Source organism: Marinobacter sp. L-13 (genome assembly GCF_056857715.1).
In genome coordinates this window covers 26,111-43,866 of record NZ_JBSXNQ010000063.1, presented here as the reverse complement: position 1 = coordinate 43,866, position 17,756 = coordinate 26,111, and the positions used below count along the sequence as shown (strand labels likewise).

The following is a 17,756-nucleotide window of genomic DNA, read 5'->3' as shown; positions in this document are numbered from 1 at the left end:
TTCCATTATCCCGCCTCTCAGACTGCAACAGCTTCAGACGGCACATCCACGTCGGAGAACACATCCGATACCGTACCGAACCGGAAGTCTCCCAACAGCCGTTCGAGCCGGCCCTTGCATTTGTCGAGGTTATTGTAGTGCCGAAATCGTGAGAAAGCGCTAACGTCGACTCGAGGCTGCCCCGGATCGATTTCCCAGGGGTGCAGATAGAATATAAAAGGCTGCCCTGCCTGATTGATCCGGCCCAGCCCCCACCGGCTTAACCAGTAAGGGTAGAGCCGGAAATAACCGCCGCCCGCAACCGGCATCCGATAGTTGCCCACCGGGCAGGTTGAGAGCGGAAACTCAAGCAAAGTGCCGCCGTTGGGGGCCTGTAACCGGTATGGCTCGTGAGGCGTACCCGGCATGCCGTAGCGATCGTGGTGCACCGGGAATATGGATGAGTCCCAGGTGAAGCCTTCCTCGCAGAGAATATCCAGTGCCCAGCGAGACTTCGCGGTTATCGAATAGCTCGCCGCGCGATAGCCAAAGACCCGCTCACCCGTTATGTCTTCCAGTATCGCTTTTGATTTTCTGGTTTCTTCACGAAAAACGTCGGGGCTCTGGTTGTAAACCAACTGATGACTGTATCCATGGCTTGCGATTTCGTGCCCCCCTTGCTGAATACGGCGGACAAGTTCCGGGGATCGCTCCGCAATCCAGCCGAGGGTGAAAAACGTGGCCCGAAGGTCTTTCTGTTCAAGTAACTCCAGAAGCTCATCCGTATTTTTCTCGGCGCGGTATTCCATCGATGGCCAGTCCTTGCGATCAATAGATTCCGCAAGTGCCGCTACCTGGAAATAATCTTCTACATCTATGGTCAGGGCGTTTCTGATCACGTCCATGTAACTCCGGAGTGTTCGAATGTGTGAATCGTCGGCTAATTTCGGGAGCGCTATTTCATCTCTACAGGAATCGATAACTCAGGCCAACCTGGATCCAATTCTCTTCGTATTCCGCAGATGGAAGATCGCTGTCACGCCTGGAATGCCCGAGGCTTGCCGTGCAGTCGAGATCCGGTGACAGGTTGTAGGTAAGCCCGACACTGGCGGACAGTAACTGGTCATCCCGCGAGTCTTCCTCGTAGCGGAGGTACTCAAAAAACCCATTGCCATTGATACTAAGCCTTGGGCGAATACTCCGGCTCACGTTAAACCTCAGCCCCAGTGCATCCTCCTGCTCAATTGTCTGAAGGTAATCGGACCGGTTGGCAAACGCTTGTAAACTCATCTGAGTGCCATCACTGAATACCTTGTTCAACCCGGCATCAATTGCCGTCACCTCAACCCCACTCTCTTCCGTTAAATCAAACGCGACATCTTCAAAACGAACCGTGAAATCCGAGGCCTGGTCCGTCAATTCTCTGGACGCCGCAATAAAAAATGATGCTGTAGGGTTAATTTCTCTGGTAAAACGCAAATTACCAATCACAGCGTCGTTGGTTTGGTCAACGCTGCCAAACGAAACCGCCTGCTCGCTGAGCCCGATGCTGCCGTTCAGTGAGGAAGTGGCCCAGATTTTGTTAAAGTTCAGATTAATGGAATCAGAGTCGGTTTCTGCTCCATTGTCCAACTCCTGTCGGTTGGATGTGGCTGACAAGCCTCCGGACAGCGTTCGGTCGAATTGGTGATTCCAGCCAAGACTGCCAATGTAACGTTCGCTGTCTTGGGTTTCCGGGTCTTCATACTCCGTGTTTTCATATTGCAAAGATGTGCTGAGCTGATCAACAGGGCCAAGGGGTAAGGTAAGAACGGGCCCGGTGCGAAAGATGTTTTTTCTGGTGCGGTTATCGGGCGTGTCATTCTCCCGGGAACTCTGTAACACTTCGCTCAGATTATCGCTTAGCTGCCAGTTCAGCCCGGGCGTAATTTCACAGTTCCCGTTAAAACCCGCTTTGGCCCTCGTTTCCGGGTCGTAAAAATCGTTCAGCCAGTAGGAATATCCGAGAGACCCGTCCAGATCAGACCGGCATCGCCCGCTTTCCCGGCTGTAGGTTACCCGAACCCGGGTTGTGGCTTCGGTTCCAGACTCTTCACGCTGGTCTTTCCCGGCGTTATCCGTCGAACGCGCAGATAGGGTGCCGGTTACACCCAGTGGTTCCGAATAAACAGAAGGGGGAAGTGCCACCAGCAGAGCTGCTGCACAAAAACCAAGCTTTTTACGCATCGTCCATGACACCGCCGAGTTATCCATTCAGAACCGCCCCCACGTATTTTTCCGAACTGAATGCCTGTGCCGCGTTTTCAACACCGGCCGCGGTCAGCTTGCCATGAGGAACAACCAGCATGGCGTAATCACAGAGATCCGTCAGTATTCGCGCGTCCGGCGACTGAGAAACAGGCGCTGTATCGATAATGATGAACCGGTCCGGATACCGCCGCCTTACTGCCTGCAGAAACTGCTTCATTCTGAAAGATGTGAAAAACTCCGATGGCGTTTCCCGGCGACTCCCGGCAGGAATCAGTCTCAACCGGGGAATACCGGTGGGGTAGAGAATCCTGCCAATTTCGTAATCAGGATCATCCAGAAAATCGGTCAAACCGGCATCTGGCATAATGTCCAATGCTGTATGCAGTGCCGGCTCGCGCAGATTGCAGTCGATTACAACCGCGGTTTTGGCCTGATCAAATGCAAATGCTGCGGCGAGATTCAGGGCAATAAACGAGGAACCAGCCCCTTCGCATGCTCCGGTGACCACCAGCGTGAAGTTGTTGCCACCTGATTTTTCAAGGAGTTTGGTCCGCAAGTTTCGAAAGTGGTTGATGAGTTTTCTGTTAGGCGATTCCGGGTAGATGATACGGCGCTCGTCCATATCATCCGTGGTCAACCTTCGGGGCTCCTGCATTCGGGAGATCTGTTTGCTGATGACGTACTTGTCGACAGCCCCTGCGCCCAATTCAAGAGAACTGGGAACCAGCATTTGGGAGTCCGAATAGTCATCAGACCAGGAGCGCCCCTGAACTGACGTTTCTGAAACCGACGTATTTGCTTCGTCGTTCTCGGGTGATCTGGATCTGCGACTACGCTCGGTATCATTCATCAGATAACTCCAAGATATCTGGCCACTGCAACACCGATATATGCACCAGCAACAATAACCGCCAATACGATCAGGGTTATGGTCGAACGCCTGTCTCTGCGCTTTTCATAGGGCGTACGTACTTGAGGAATCTGTTCAAGAACAAGCATATCAAGCTCTTCTTCGAGCTGTTCCCGGCAACGTATTCTTGGATCAACCTGCGCCCATCCAACGGCCGCGCCGAACGGAGCGGCAATACCAAGTAGCAGTCCTGCCAAAGCAAACATCTCAAATTTGGGCCCGGTAGGCGCACGAGGGTATTGCGCCGCCTCATTAATGTGGTAATTGAGCCCCTGCCCTTCGATGTCCAGATGCATGGAGACCCGGGCTTTTTCTCGACGTTTGAGCAGATCGTTGTATATTTCTTTGTTCACCGCCATGTCGCGAGTGAGGTCAGAATACTCCGCTTTGTTGGCCTGAATGCGCTCCATTCGTTTTTCTTGCTCTGCCATCAAACGGTTCAACGAACGAATCCGTGTCTCGACGCTTTCAATATCAGTGCGAGTTTGGACGAGTTGGGAACGGACATCTTGATAGATCGGGTTAGAAATGGTTTCGCCGGTATTGTTTCCGCGAACCGGCTCTTCCTGGCTTTGCGCTCTGTCTCGCTGGTTACGGAGCTCTGCCAGTTGTTCCTTGAGAATGACGATATCCGGATAGCTGTCATGATACTGGAGCCTCAGCGAGTCCAGCCGCTCTTCAAGCGCCATAATACGTTGCTGATATACGTCTTCCCCCCTGCCTTGAAGCGTGGGGCTGATACCTGCCAGCTGCTCTTCAAGAGAACCGGCTCTTGATTGCAACTCTTCAAGCTCCAGCTCAGCCAGTTCAATCTCGCTTCTTAGCCTCGCCATGCGCGAGTTGGCTTCTTCTTCGGTACCGTCGACATTCTGCGAGAGAAAGTTTTGGAGACGCTGCTCAACCTGAGCGATCTGCTGCTCATAGCTTTTTACTTGTTTATCAATGAAATCGTAGGCCGAACGGCTTTCACTACGCCGACGCTGATTGTTTTCTTCGATGAAAGCCTGGCCTAATCGCTGCGCCAACTTGAAGGACCTGAGGGGAGACTGTGACGAAAACCCAATGCTGAAGAAGTTATCCCGCCTGGGACGAACCTCCATGTTCGAGCGCAACATGGCAATCCGGCTTTCCATCTGCTCTTCCGAGAGGCTGCTAGCCTCTTGGCCAAATATGCTCGTATCTTCAGCTACTTGGACAAGAACTCGTCTGGTGCTAAGCAGTTCCTGAGCCGCGGAAGCTCGATCGCTGATTCGTGTGGCAACGGCACTTCCTTCCATTAATGGCCGGATGATATTGCTGTCGTCTACAAATATTACAACTTCCGAGTAGTATTTATAGGGCCACAGAAAGCCAGCAGCCAGGACAACGGCGCTCACGCCCAAAAACAGGAGAAAAGCGAGGCCTTTCCTGGACCTGACTTCCCTTACAGCTTCTCTTGGTAGTTGACTAAGCGGCAACGCCATAACAAGTACTCAATTAATCCATGTATCGTTGTTCTGACTTCAGCGTTTTTCCACTTCTGATCAGAAATTTCGTTCCGGAATAGTCAGTATGTCTCCTGGGCGGAGTGCGTAGTTTGTGGAGATATCCCCCCGCTCGAGGATGTCATCCAGTCTTACGGGAATAGCCACCACTTCACCATTGAGTGACCGATAAAGCATGGCGTTGTTGCCTGAAGCAAACGGTGTCAGCCCGCCCGAACCCAGAACAATATCGAGAACGGTCATGCCATCGCGGTGGGGTGTGGATGTTGGCTGCCCCACAGCGCCAGTCACTCGAACCCGGTCTGTAAATTCATGACTTCCCATCGAAGTGACAACCACGCTGACCTGAGGTTCCCGGATATACGAGGCCAGCCGCCGCTCTACCGAATCTGCCAAATGCTCAGGTGTTTCCCCACTTGCCTGAACATCACCAATGAGTGGAACTGAAATCTTTCCATCAGGCCTTACGGGGACAGAGACACTGAGATCCTGATTCCGCCAAACGGATACGTTCACAACGTCTGTTGCTCCGATTATGTACTCCTGAACACTTTGCTCCTGGGAGAGCGCAAGCGCTTCACGGATTTTTTCAGGTGAAGACGGAGACTGGGTAGCACAACCGCTAAGCAAAACAGCGGCAAGGAGGGCAGCAATCCAACTGACAGGCATATACTTCCGTGACATTTTAATTCCTCTTCTTACTGGGAGCCTTTCTTGAACAATACCACTTCTACTGTCTGAATTATTACCAAGAGATCAAGCAATAGACTCTGATTCTTTATATAGTAGAGGTCGTACCGCAGTTTCTCCCGGGTGTCCTCTTCGTTGTCTGCATAAGCAAAGCATAGTTGCGCCCAGCCAGTAAGACCGGGTTTTACCCGGTGCCGTTCGCTATAGAACGGAATCTTGGCAGATAACTGCTCCACAAACACCGGGCGCTCTGGTCTGGGGCCTACGAATGCCATGGACCCATTTAGTACGTTGAAGATCTGTGGCAATTCATCAATTCTGACTTTCCTGATGAATGCACCAACTTTGGTAACCCGGGCATCGTTTTTCGTCGCCCAGACAGCGCCGTTTTTCTCGGCATCGGTAATCATGGACCGGAATTTGTGAACTTTGAAAATACTATTGTTCAGGCCGACCCGTTCCTGGCTGTAGAGAACAGGTGCTTTCCAGCCGTCCTCAATTTTAATCGCAATAGCTGTGAAAATCATGAAAGGCAAACTGACGATCAACAGCGTTATTGCGGCTAAAAGATCGAGGGAACGCTTACCCACTCCGTAAACGGAGGAAACAGTAAAGCCATCGGAAAACACCAACCAGCCCCGGGTAATCATCTCCAGAGCCACCTTCCGGGATTCGCGCTCATAAAAGTTGGCACCGTCAATAATTTTGACGCCTTCAATTTTGCATTCCAGCAGGTCATCCATCGGAAGGCCTTTGCGACGATCGTCCACGGCAACCACTATTTCCCGTACAGGATGCTTCAGGATGTACTGTTGCATTGTTCCCGATAATTGGATCAGATGCTCGTCGTTCACCTCGACAGGTTCATCCGGCAACGGAACGAATCCATCAAACACGAACCCCTTCCGATTCAAGGGGCTTTCCAGATCCTCTAGTAATTGCCGGGCTCGATAGCCGGCACCCAGAACCAACACGCGGCGCCGGAAAGTATCCTTTCCAACCAGGGCGAAAAACACCACTCGAGCAATACCAAGAAGAAAGAATCCGAAAACTGAAGCCGTGCTCAAGACATTGAATGTCCCGAGATACCAGAACCAGTCGCTGACAAGAAAATACGCAAATCCACACAAAGGAATGCTGATGATAAGCCCCATTATGGTCCGCAACATCATGCCGGACATTCCTTCTTCCAGGCGTGACTGGTGAACCCCCAAAGACAGCATGACGATGAGATTGATCAGTGCAAATGCAACAGCGGACGGAAGAACAAATAAAAAGCTATCGAGGAAAAACTGCAAGTCGCCGTAAAAACGGAAAAATACGGTAGATGACAGAGCGAAACCCAGAACAATAAAGTCGATCAGGCCAAGAATGACGAAGGGAAGATGAAGGTAATGCCTAAACAATCTGACGTGGGCCACGTCGACTCCTTTTGCTGCTCACAACCATAAAACCGCATCCTTTGCGTTCTATACAGCGATTTCAGAGCAACAGTGTACTTCAATTTGGGTTTACTTCAATCGAGGGGACGTAACCTTTTCGATGCATTTCGTAATTTGTAAACAAAACTGACAGGCCGGACTTCTCCGACCTGTCAGTTGGATAACCCCTGTTTACGATTTCGCCTGCTTTCGCCTCCGCGACAGCGCGAGCCCGGTAATACCAAGGCCGAGGAGCGCCAGGGTGCCAGGCTCAGGGACAGCCACACTGCCAACGGTAACATTGTCTATACCGATGCCATCACTGGTGTTATTCATATTGAAGGAAAGCTTTTCAATAGAGCCGCTCAGCGAGAAAAAGCTCAGGTAATAAGCGTTTTCGGACAATATGTTGCCATCGGTTCCAAGAATATTTTGAATGGATTCGGTAAAAACGTCATCAATCCCGCTAACTTTGATGTCCAGGGTGCCCCACTGGTCGTTAGGGTCCGTCAGGAAAAAGCCAATGGCATTCACGCCTTCTATTGGCTTGAAGTCGAAGACTTGATGGTCAAGGCTATCCAGATATTGTTTGTTGTCAGTGTCAGTTGGCATCGGAAAGCGCCCGTAAAGGTTACCTTCCACAACCCCCAACCCTCCACCGCACGTAAAGCCTCCTTGGCTACAGGATTGGCCATACTTATCGAGGTCATTTTTGATGGTCGAGAAGTCGCCCACACTGGTATTGACTACCAGGTTTTGATAGCCGCTTTCGAGCTCCTCAAAACCTTCCGTTTGTCGACTGGAGAGCTGGTCCCAAAAGGCCTGCTCGTCACTCTGAGTGGCTCCGGGCCCGCTAACGTAATGGATGACATTGGCTTGTGCGATGGATGAAAAAGCAAATGCTGACGCAACCGAGATTCCGGCTGCCAATCGAAGGAATGAAGACATAACCATGATACTGCTCCCTGGTACTTCTTTTTTAGCGTCTTCTCCCTTTAAGCAAATTCGGGGCCGAAATTTTTAGCCCCGTAATTTCAACTAGTTAAAACACAAACAAGCCAATGAGCTTAACGTTGTGTAAAAACTCCTGACAGTTGGCCTGTCCACCCTCACTAAATTGTAAAAAGTGAAACAAAATTCTGTACTGCAGTTGCTTCCAGGCCTTGCTGATCCTTGCATAGGGCACTTATCTGGTCGCATCGCTGAGACGGGAAACGGGTAGTGAGGTTGTGGCGAAATTTATCTAACAGCAATGGCATTCCCTCGTTTCTGCGCCTGCGATGGCCAATCGGATACTCAACGGCCACTTTTTCGGTGCTGCTGCCATCGCTAAAAAATACCTGAACCGCATTGGCTATCGAACGCTTATCATCCTCCAGGTATTCCCGGGTATAGCGCTCATCTTCCACGATCTCCATTTTGTCCCGTAGGGTATCGATGATCGGGTGCGCCTCGTGAAAAGAGTCTTCATAGTGTTCTGCGATGAGAGTACCGAAAATCAGAGGAATGGCTGTCATGTACTGGAGGCAATGATCCCGGTCAGCCGCGTTTGCCAGTTTTCCGACCTTGGAGATTATGCGGATCGCGGATTCGTGGGTAGTGATGACAATTTTGTCGATTTCATCGAGCCGTTCTTTCACCTCGGGGTGAAGCGTTACTGCAGCCTCAGCAGCCGTCTGTGCGTGGAATTCGGCGGGGAAGGAAATCTTGAACAGGATGTTTTCCATGACGTAGGAGCCAAATTCCTGTGGTAAAGAAAACTGACGCTTGCCCTCAGGCTTCAGCTTTTGATCCTTGTTGGTCTTGCTGAACAGTACGTCATAGAAGCCCCACTGCGGCGCCGTTAACGCGCTGGGGATACCCATCTCTCCACGCATAGCGATATCAGCAAGCCTCACCGCCCGCGATGTGGCGTCGCCGGCAGCCCAGGATTTTCTGGAGCCTGCGTTGGGGGCATGGCGGTATGTCCTGAGCGACTGTCCGTCCACCCAGGCGTGGGACAATGCAGAGAGCATCTGCTCGCGGTTGGCCCCCATCAGTTTTGCCGAAACCGCCGCAGACGCGACTTTTACCAGTACCACGTGATCAAGCCCTACCCGGTTGAACGAGTTCTCGAGTGCCACAACGCCCTGGATTTCGTGGGCCATGATCATGGCTTCCAGAACGCTACGCATGGTTAGAGGCTCTTTGCCTTCGGCAACCTGTTTTTGCGAGAGATGGTCTGCAACGGCCAGTATGGCGCCAAGGTTGTCTGATGGGTGTCCCCACTCAGCCGCTAGCCAGGTATCGTTGTAGTCCAGCCAGCGGACGATACAGCCAATATCCCAAGCTGCCTTTACCGGATCCAGCCGGAAGGAAGTCCCTGGTACGCGGGCGCCATGGGGGACGGTTGTTCCCTCAACAATTGGGCCGAGATGTTTTATACACTCGGGGAAACGCAGCGCCAGAAGGCCGCACCCGAGAGTATCCATCAAGCAGTAGCGGGCTGTGTTCCAGGCTTCCTCGCTGGTGATCTGGTAGTTCAGAGTGTAATCCGCAATCTGCTGGATGACATTGTCGTATTCGGGGCGCTGATTCTGGTCGACATTGGTGCTCATGGTTCTGCTCCTGAAATGCTTTCCTATAAGACTAGTCTATTGTGCAAAGCCGCAATTCTTTAGAGCGTTTACAAAACAAAATCCAAACCAGGAGAATAAACCCCTAAATATTGGAGATTTAAATTCACAATTCATGTGGATGTTCAGACGCACACGGTTAGATAGTTAAGGAATGATGCACGGACACGCAAACTGTCCAAATAATTTACAGAACCCTCTCCAAACCCTAACCTCTTCTCCCTAACACACTGAAATAGCGGCACCGTCTATTTCTGGCACGAAACTCGCGTTATTTCTTTTGGAAGTGCGAATCGATCACTTCGTGCAATTCACATGGAGAATTCGAATGAACAAAACAACAGGTATTTTTGCACTACTCATAGGTATGGGATTTTCCGCTTCGACCCTTGCCTTGCCAATTCTTTCCGGTGGTGGCACCGCAAGTTGCGCTCTGGGCGATGCCTTTGGTGCTAACGCTGGCGACTCCTGCTCGCTTCAGGAAGTCGACCCCCATCCGCAATGGGCTCCAGAAAACTCACCTTATGAAGGCTCGGTTTGGGTATCTTATGCGGACACTGGATATGGTGGAGATGTTCTTGCTCCCAGAGCAGGCAGCGCCGAGAATCCCGATGGTAAACAATCAATCATGACCGTCACTGAAACATTTACCCTTGGGACCAGCGGACTTCTGGATTTCTGGATCTGGACTGACGACACTTCTGATCTGTTGCTGAATGGCGAAATGGTGAAAGCTGCCAACTTCACCCAGTCCACTTGCGCCGATGGACCCATTGGATGCGAAGTTGACGAGGGCTTTAATTTCGCTACTTCTTTGGCCGCCGGAACTTACACTCTGTCAATGGTTTCCTACCAGGTAGGCTCGGGTACCGACACAAAGTCGAACCCATTCGGCCTTTTGTATTCAGGTGAGGTCACCGAAGTGCCAGAGCCAAGCACACTCGCACTGCTAGGTTTGGGTTTGCTCGGACTTGGCGTGAAACGCCGCAAGGCCTGAATTCTCGGGTAGTTATAGAGAACCGGGGCCCGAATGCCCCGGTTTTTTTTTTACCTAAGGCACCCTAACCCAACCTCCCCTCAATACCCGCACACTGCGGGTCATAAAGGTCTTAGTTGCAGGCCTGCCCTTCGTATGGTCGACTCTATAACCAAAATCACTCCAACAAATCGTCGAGATCAACTTGAAGGGCTTTCGCAATTGCTCCAAGTACTTTTGTCGACACCGTTTTAGATCCCGCCTCGATTTGAGACACGTACGATTTTCCTATCCCAGCTTCTTTGGCAATTGATTCTTGGGTGTAGCCGCGATACTCCCTCCAGACCTTCAGCGGATGTTCATCACCTGCCAGTAGGCGCGCCACGACCGATGCGGGAATAGCCTCATCCTCTCCGGTTGAAAGGGCCGCGAGAGCTGCATCGGCGTCTTGAATGTCGCGTGCATCCTGAACCATCTCAAGCAATTCCCGATACTTCACCGTAAACCTCAAATGGAAGACTTAGCACTGATCACGAAATTATCGTTAAGTTCTTTAGAAAAACAAAACCGGAGCTTTCGAACTCCGGCTTCGAGACTTTTTAACTCATGCCCTGGCTCTTAAAAGCTATCCCCAGGCACCCTAACCCAACCCTCCATCACAACCCGCGCACTGCGGCTCATAATGGCTTTGGTTGCGGTCCACTGACCATCCACTTCCTTCGCTTCCGCCCCCACACGCAAAGTACCTGAGGGGTGACCAAAGGTCACATGGGTTCGGTCGCCACCACCTGCAGCCAGATTCACCAGGGTTCCGGGAACCGCCGATGCCGTGGCAATCGCCACTGCAGCCGTGCCCATCATAGCGTGGTGGAGCTTGCCCATGGACAGAGCACGAACCAGGACATCCACATCCCCTGCCCCGATGTTTTTGCCGCTTGATGACACGTAATCCGAAGGCTTCGCTACGAAGGCCACTTTCGGGGTGTGCTGGCGATTGGCCGCTTCTTCGATGTTCTGGATCAACCCCATCTTCACCGCGCCATGGGCCCGGATGGTTTCAAACATTGCCAGGGCTTTCGGATCGGAGTTGATGTCGTCCTGCAGCTCCGTGCCTTTGTAACCAATGTCTTCGGCGTTCACGAAGATCGTGGGGATGCCAGCATTGATCATGGTGGCTTTCAGGGTGCCTACGCCCGGCACTTCAAGGTCGTCCACCAGGTTGCCGGTGGGGAACATGGAGCCTTCGCCGTCAGCCGGGTCCATGAATTCCACCTGCACTTCGGCGGCCGGGAAGGTGACGCCGTCGAGCTCGAAATCACCGGTTTCCTGGACTTCACCGTTGGTGATGGGCACGTGGGCGACGATGGTTTTCTTGATGTTGGCCTGCCAGATGCGGACGGTGCAGGTGCCGTTCTCCGGAATCCGCTCTTTGGCAACGAAGCCGCTGTTGATGGCGAAAGCGCCTACGGCGGCGGTGAGGTTGCCGCAGTTACCGCTCCAGTCCACAAACGGCTTGTCGATGGAAACCTGGCCGAACAGGTAATCGACATCGTGATCCGGCTGAGTGGGCTCTGCCAGGATCACGGTTTTGCTGGTGCTGGAGGTGGCGCCGCCCATACCGTCGATTTGCTTCTGGTAGGGGTCGGGGCTGCCGATCACCCGCAATAACAGTTTGTCCCGGGCTTCGCCCGGGCTCTGGCAGGCTTCCGGCAAATCCTTCAGCCGGAAGAACACGCCTTTGCTGGTGCCGCCACGCATGTACGTGGCGGGGATTTTTATTTGTGGCTTGTGTGTCATGCCGCACCTTCCGATTGCAGGAAATCCTCAGCAAACCGCTGCAACACCCCACCAGCGCTGTAGATAGACACTTCTTCAGCGGTGTCCAGGCGGCAGACGACCGGAATGCGCTCGGTGCTGCCGTTCTTCCGATGAATGACCAGCGTGAGCTCTGCGCGAGGCGCAGGGGTGCCCTCCACGTCGTAGGTTTCGGTGCCGTCGATGCCAAGGGTCTTGCGAGTGGTGCCTTCCTCGAACTGCAGGGGCATCACGCCCATTCCGATCAGGTTGGTGCGGTGAATCCGCTCGAAGCCTTCGGCCACGATGGCTTCTACGCCTGCCAGTGCTACGCCCTTGGCGGCCCAGTCACGGGAGGAGCCCTGCCCGTAGTCGGCACCGGCGATGATGATCAGCGGCTGCTTGCGCTCCATGTAGGTTTCGATGGCTTCCCACATGCGGACCACTTTGCCCTCCGGCTCGATGCGGGCCAGGGAGCCCTGCTTCACGTTGCCGTTTTCATCCCGGACCATTTCGTTGAACAGTTTGGGGTTGGCAAACGTAGCGCGCTGGGCTGTCAGGTGATCACCACGGTGGGTGGCGTAGGAGTTAAAGTCTTCCTCCGGCACGCCCATCTTATGCAGGTACTCACCAGCGGCACTGTTCATCATGATCGCGTTTGAGGGCGACAGGTGGTCGGTGGTGATGTTGTCCGGCAACACCGCCAGCGGACGCATGCCCTTGAGGGTTTTCTCACCGACCATGCCACCTTCCCAGTAAGGCGGGCGACGGATGTAGGTGCTCTGGGGGCGCCACTCATACAGCGGGTTCGTGTTGGCCTGGGCATCGCGGGTGATGTCGAACATTGGGATGTAGGTGCTGCGGAACTGTTCCGGCTTCACGCTGGATTTCACGATGGCATCGATTTCAGCATCGTCCGGCCAGATGTCCTTCAGGGTGACGGGATTGCCGTCTTGATCGTAGCCCAGGGCATCTTTTTCGATGTCAAAACGGATGGTGCCTGCAATCGCATAGGCTACCACCAGCGGCGGCGACGCCAGGAATGCCTGCTTGGCGTATGGGTGAATCCGGCCGTCGAAATTCCGGTTACCGGAGAGCACGGCAGTGGAGAACAGGTCACGATCCATGATTTCCTGCGCGATCTTCGGATCCAGGGCGCCACTCATGCCGTTACAGGTGGTGCAGGCGAAGGCCACCACGCCAAAGCCGAGTTGTTCCAGCTCCGGCAGCAGTTTGGCTTCTTCCAGGTACATCTTCACGGTCTTGGAACCCGGCGCCAGGGAGGTCTTCACCCAGGGCTTGCGGGTCAGACCCAGCTTGTTGGCGTTGCGGGCGATCAGGCCGGCAGCCACCATATTGCGGGGGTTACTGGTATTAGTGCAGCTAGTGATGGCGGCGATGATGCAGGCACCATCCGGCATCTTGCCCTCTTCCTGCTCCCACTCACCGGCAATGCCGCGCTCTGCCAGTTCGGATGTGGGCAAATGCGCATGGGGGTTGGAGGGGCCAGCCAGGGTACGGGCCACTTTGGACAGGTCGAACTTCAGCACACGCTCGTATTCGGCGTTCTTCATGCTGTCGGCCCAGAGACCTGTCTCTTTGGCGTATTTCTCCACCAGGGCAACCTGATCGTCTTCACGACCGGTCAGTTTCAGGTAGTCGATCGTTTGGCCGTCAATGTAGAACATCGCTGCGGTGGCACCATACTCCGGAGTCATGTTGGAGATGGTGGCACGGTCACCCACGCTAAGGCTGTCTGCGCCCTCGCCATAGAACTCCAGGTAAGCGCCTACCACTTTTTCCTTACGCAGGAATTCGGTGATGGCCAGGACCATATCGGTACTGGTGATACCCGGCTGCAGCTTGCCTGTCAGTTCAACACCAACAATATCCGGCAGGCGCATCATGGAGGCACGGCCCAACATAACGCTCTCAGCTTCCAGGCCACCTACACCCACGGAGATTACACCCAGGGCATCCACCATCGGTGTGTGGCTGTCAGTGCCAACACAGGTATCCGGGAAAGCCACTCCATCGCGGTTCTGAACCACCGGGGACATCTTTTCCAGGTTGATCTGGTGCATGATGCCGTTGCCGGGGGGAATCACGTCCACGTTCTTGAACGCGGTCTTGGTCCAGTTGATGAAGTGGAACCGGTCGTCGTTGCGGCGGTCTTCAATTTGACGGTTCTTCTCGAACGCGTCCTTCTCAAAACCGGCGTGCTCAACGGCCAGGGAATGATCCACGATCAGCTGGGTCGGGACCACGGGGTTAACCTTGGCCGGATCACCGCCCTTCTCGGCAATGGCGTCACGCAAACCTGCGAGATCCACCAGAGCGGTCTGGCCAAGAATGTCGTGGCATACCACGCGGGCCGGATACCAGGGGAAATCCAGGTCGCGCTTGCGTTCGATCAGCTGTTTCAGGGAATCCGTCAGCACCTCAGGATCGCACCGGCGAACCAGTTGCTCAGCCAGGATCTTGGAGGTGTACGGGAGCTTGTCGTACGCGCCGGCCTGGATGTCTTCCACGGCCTGGCGAGTATCGAAATAGTCCAGGTCGGTACCTGGCAGACTCTTGCGGTATTCAGTGTTCATGGCCGCTCCTCAATCGGAACCCACTTGGCATCCGCCGGGCCGGTGTAATCGGCGCTTGGGCGAATGATGCGGTTGTTCTCACGCTGTTCTTTCACGTGGGCGGTCCAGCCGGATACCCGGGACATCACAAAGATCGGGGTGAACAGTTCGGTCGGAATGCCCATGAAGTGATAGGCAGAGGCGTGGAAGAAATCGGCGTTACAGAACAGCTTCTTCTCGCGCCACATAACGGCTTCACAGCGCTCTGATACCGGGTACAGCACGGTATCGCCCACTTCTTCCGCCAGCTTCTTCGACCACTGCTTGATTATGGCGTTGCGCGGGTCGGATTCTTTGTAGATCGCATGGCCGAAGCCCATGATTTTCTCTTTCCGCTCAAGCATGCCCATCAGACCTTCTTCGGCCTCTTCCGGGGTCTTGAACTTCTGGATCAGGGCCATGGCTGCCTCGTTGGCACCACCGTGCAGAGGACCGCGCAGAGAACCGATGGCGCCGGTCACACAGCTGTGGATGTCAGACAAGGTGGAGGCACAAACGCGGGCGGTAAAAGTGGAGGCGTTGAATTCGTGCTCTGCGTACAGGATCAGAGACACGTTCATCACGCGCTCGTGGAGTTCGCTGGGCTTCTTGCCGTGCAGCAGCTCCAGGAAATGGCCGCCGATGGAGTCCACGTCGCTGTCGGTCTCAATCCGAACGCCTTCGTGGGCGAAGCGGTACCAGTAGGTGATGATGGACGGGAACACCGCCAGCATGCGGTCGATCTTGTCGTCCTGCTCGCTGAAATCTTCTTCGGTTTCCAGGTTGCCCAGCATGGAGCAGCCGGTGCGCATCACGTCCATCGGGTGCGCGTCTTTGGGGACCTGCTCAAGCACGGTTTTCAGGGCAGCAGGCAGGCCACGGAGGCTCTGGAGCTTTTTCTTGTAGGCATCCAGTTCCTGACGGTTTGGCAGTTTGCCGCGCAGCAGCAGGTACGCGATTTCTTCAAACTGGGCTTTCTCAGCCAGATCGGCAATGTCGTAGCCGCGGTAGGTCAGGCCTGCGCCGCTCTGGCCAACGGTACACAAGGCGGTTTCACCAGCTACCTGGCCACGGAGGCCTGCGCCGCTTAGTTTTTTTGCTTCAGCCATTGTTGTCTCCCATCGTTATCTTGTTTGGGGTGTCGGATTACCCCTTGGGCCAATCCTGAATATTTGTGACTCCCCTCTCCCCGTGCGGGAGAGGGGCCGGGGGAGAGGGGAAGCTTCCGATTCTGCGGAGTGCTTCTCTACCCCCTCTCCCTGGCCCTCTCCCGCTAGGGGAGAGGGGATAAATGCTGTTAGCCTTTGCTCTGCTGGAACAGCTGGTCCAGCTTCTGCTCGAAATCGTGATAGTTCAGGAAATCGTAAAGTTCCATCCGGGTCTGCATCAGATCAACCACGTCTTTCTGGTCGCCCTTCTCCAGAATGTTCTGGTAAACAGTCAGGGCGGCCTTGTTCATGGCGCGGAAGGCGCTGAGTGGGTACAGAACCATGTCGGCGCCGGCTTCGGCCAGTTCCTTGCGGTTGTATAGCGGTGTGGCACCAAATTCGGTGATGTTGGCCAGGATGGGTACGTCCAGAGCTTCGGAGAAGGCCTTGTAGTGCTCAAGTTCCGTAACCGCTTCGGCAAAGATGCCGTCGGCGCCGGCTTCAATGCAGGCCTTGGCGCGCTCGATAGCGGCTTCGAGGCCCTCTTTTTGGAACGCGTCGGTACGGGCCATGATAAAGAAGTCTTTGTCTTCCCGGGCATCCACGGCGGCCTTGATGCGGTCGACCATCTCCTCCTGGGACACGATTTCCTTGTTCGGGCGGTGACCACAGCGTTTCTGGGCAACCTGGTCTTCGATGTGGACAGCGGCTGCACCGGCACGCTCCATCTCGCGGATGGTGCGGCCGATGTTGAAAGCACCACCCCAGCCGGTATCAATATCAACCAGCAAAGGTACGTCGGTAGCTGCGGTAATTCGGCGAACGTCCTCGACCACATCGTTCATGGAGGTCATGCCCAGATCCGGCAAACCGTAGGAGGCGTTAGCGACGCCGCCACCGGAAAGATAAATGGCCTGATGACCCACTTTCTCGGCCATCATAGCGGCGTAGGCGTTGATGGTTCCGACAATCTGAAGGGGCTGGTTGTCTTTGAGCGCTTTGCGGAAGCGGGCGCCGGGGCTGAGTTTGTTGGACATGGTGTTGGCCTCTCTTGGTTATTCGTAAATTTGTGCATGAAATCGGGGTCTGCCCCCCTTGTTCAAATTGTGAGCTCGCCTTCCTCGATCTTTCTCTCGATGTTCTGTCTTGCTGCGTTGATATGGCGTTTCATCAGAAATTCGGCGAGTTCCCCATCGCGCTGGGCGATGGCCTCGACGATACGGCGGTGTTCACCCAGTGCCCGCTGGGGGCGCCCGGTGGAGGTGCTGAGACGGTAACGGTACATCCGTACCATGTAATAAAGATCACCCAACAGCATCTGGGCAAGTTTGGTATTGCGGCTACCGGTGGCGATTCTGTGGTGGAAGTCGTAATCCCCTTCGGCCTGGTAATAGGCCTGGCCCTGGGCTTCATCGATCATGCGTTCGTGGGTGTCGAGGGTGGCCTGAAGGTCGGCAATTTCCTGGTCGGTCATGCGCTCGGCGGCCTGTCGAGCGGCCAGCCCCTCCATGACTTCGCGTATGCGGTAGAGCTCCATTAACTCGGATGCGCTGACTGAAACCACCTTGACGCCGGCGTGGGGACGCCGCACCAGCAATCCACGGGATTCAAGTCGGCCAAGTGCTTCTCGAAGCGGGCCGCGGGTGAGGTTAAAACGGGAACAAAGCTCCAGTTCGCCGATCTTCTCGCCGGGCGCCAGTTCCCCTTTGACGATTGCCGTTTGCAGACAATCAAACGCCTCATCGGCGCGGGTGTAGGTGGTAGACAGTAACTCAGCCATAGTTTGTCAACAAAACCGGGTTGATTTTGAGCAAAGCTACGCTTGAGCGATCATATTGTCAACAATATTGGCTAAATTGAGCTGCAGATTGTTT

At 54.2% G+C, this 17,756-nt stretch carries 15 protein-coding genes; 1 reads left to right on the top strand and 14 read right to left on the bottom strand.

The features are described 5' to 3' along the window. Positions 1 to 17: 17 nt before the first annotated feature. The 8 genes from AC13DD_RS15955 to prpD all read right to left on the bottom strand — a co-directional run bounded on the left by AC13DD_RS15955 (position 18) and on the right by prpD (position 9,331). Positions 18 to 884, bottom strand: coding sequence for an XrtA system polysaccharide deacetylase (locus tag AC13DD_RS15955; RefSeq protein WP_482931447.1), 867 nt, complete (start codon positions 882 to 884; stop codon positions 18 to 20). Positions 885 to 945: 61 nt separating this feature from the next. After that, positions 946 to 2,205, bottom strand: a complete 1,260-nt coding sequence (locus tag AC13DD_RS15950; protein ID WP_482931446.1) for an outer membrane beta-barrel protein — start codon at positions 2,203 to 2,205, stop codon at positions 946 to 948. Between the two features lie 19 nt (positions 2,206 to 2,224). Beyond that, a complete protein-coding gene (locus AC13DD_RS15945) occupies positions 2,225 to 3,079 on the bottom strand; it encodes a P-loop NTPase family protein (protein ID WP_482931445.1) in 855 nt (284 codons plus the stop codon). Further along, positions 3,079 to 4,602: an XrtA system polysaccharide chain length determinant gene (locus AC13DD_RS15940; protein ID WP_482931444.1), complete on the bottom strand. Its 1,524-nt coding sequence runs from the start codon at positions 4,600 to 4,602 to the stop codon at positions 3,079 to 3,081. Before AC13DD_RS15940 ends, AC13DD_RS15945 begins: the two co-directional genes overlap by 1 nt. Before the next feature lie 60 nt (positions 4,603 to 4,662). Further along, on the bottom strand, positions 4,663 to 5,307 hold the full coding sequence (locus tag AC13DD_RS15935) for an XrtA/PEP-CTERM system exopolysaccharide export protein (RefSeq protein WP_482931443.1): 645 nt from the start codon (positions 5,305 to 5,307) through the stop codon (positions 4,663 to 4,665). A gap of 14 nt (positions 5,308 to 5,321) precedes the next feature. After that, complete coding sequence (locus AC13DD_RS15930; protein ID WP_482931442.1) at positions 5,322 to 6,734, bottom strand: TIGR03013 family XrtA/PEP-CTERM system glycosyltransferase; 1,413 nt, start codon at positions 6,732 to 6,734, stop codon at positions 5,322 to 5,324. A 192-nt stretch (positions 6,735 to 6,926) separates the two neighbouring features. Beyond that, positions 6,927 to 7,688 carry a PEP-CTERM sorting domain-containing protein gene (locus tag AC13DD_RS15925; RefSeq protein ID WP_482931441.1) on the bottom strand — a complete coding sequence of 254 codons (762 nt, stop codon included), beginning with the start codon at positions 7,686 to 7,688 and terminating at the stop codon, positions 6,927 to 6,929. Positions 7,689 to 7,846: 158 nt separating this feature from the next. Continuing rightward, positions 7,847 to 9,331: a 2-methylcitrate dehydratase gene (gene prpD, locus AC13DD_RS15920; RefSeq protein ID WP_482931440.1), complete on the bottom strand. Its 1,485-nt coding sequence runs from the start codon at positions 9,329 to 9,331 to the stop codon at positions 7,847 to 7,849. A 346-nt stretch (positions 9,332 to 9,677) separates the two neighbouring features. On the opposite strand from prpD, the gene AC13DD_RS15915 reads away from it, so the two are divergent. After that, positions 9,678 to 10,346: a PEP-CTERM sorting domain-containing protein gene (locus tag AC13DD_RS15915; RefSeq protein ID WP_482931439.1), complete on the top strand. Its 669-nt coding sequence runs from the start codon at positions 9,678 to 9,680 to the stop codon at positions 10,344 to 10,346. Positions 10,347 to 10,503: 157 nt separating this feature from the next. Here AC13DD_RS15915 and AC13DD_RS15910 read toward each other — a convergent pair whose 3' ends face one another. The 6 genes from AC13DD_RS15910 to AC13DD_RS15885 form a co-directional block, all read right to left on the bottom strand. Beyond that, entirely contained in the window at positions 10,504 to 10,800 is a 297-nt protein-coding gene (locus tag AC13DD_RS15910) for a helix-turn-helix domain-containing protein (protein WP_482931438.1), read from the bottom strand. Positions 10,801 to 10,943: 143 nt separating this feature from the next. Further along, positions 10,944 to 12,122 carry a 2-methylaconitate cis-trans isomerase PrpF gene (gene prpF / locus AC13DD_RS15905; RefSeq protein ID WP_482931437.1) on the bottom strand — a complete coding sequence of 393 codons (1,179 nt, stop codon included), beginning with the start codon at positions 12,120 to 12,122 and terminating at the stop codon, positions 10,944 to 10,946. Continuing rightward, entirely contained in the window at positions 12,119 to 14,716 is a 2,598-nt protein-coding gene (gene acnD / locus AC13DD_RS15900; RefSeq protein WP_482931436.1) for a Fe/S-dependent 2-methylisocitrate dehydratase AcnD, read from the bottom strand. Before acnD ends, prpF begins: the two co-directional genes overlap by 4 nt. Continuing rightward, entirely contained in the window at positions 14,713 to 15,843 is a 1,131-nt protein-coding gene (gene prpC / locus AC13DD_RS15895) for a bifunctional 2-methylcitrate synthase/citrate synthase (protein WP_482931435.1), read from the bottom strand. The genes acnD and prpC overlap by 4 nt, the downstream gene beginning before the upstream one ends. A gap of 188 nt (positions 15,844 to 16,031) precedes the next feature. Further along, complete coding sequence (gene prpB, locus AC13DD_RS15890) at positions 16,032 to 16,919, bottom strand: methylisocitrate lyase (RefSeq protein ID WP_088557101.1); 888 nt, start codon at positions 16,917 to 16,919, stop codon at positions 16,032 to 16,034. A gap of 62 nt (positions 16,920 to 16,981) precedes the next feature. After that, on the bottom strand, positions 16,982 to 17,662 hold the full coding sequence (locus tag AC13DD_RS15885) for a GntR family transcriptional regulator (protein WP_014577287.1): 681 nt from the start codon (positions 17,660 to 17,662) through the stop codon (positions 16,982 to 16,984). Positions 17,663 to 17,756 lie beyond the last annotated feature (94 nt).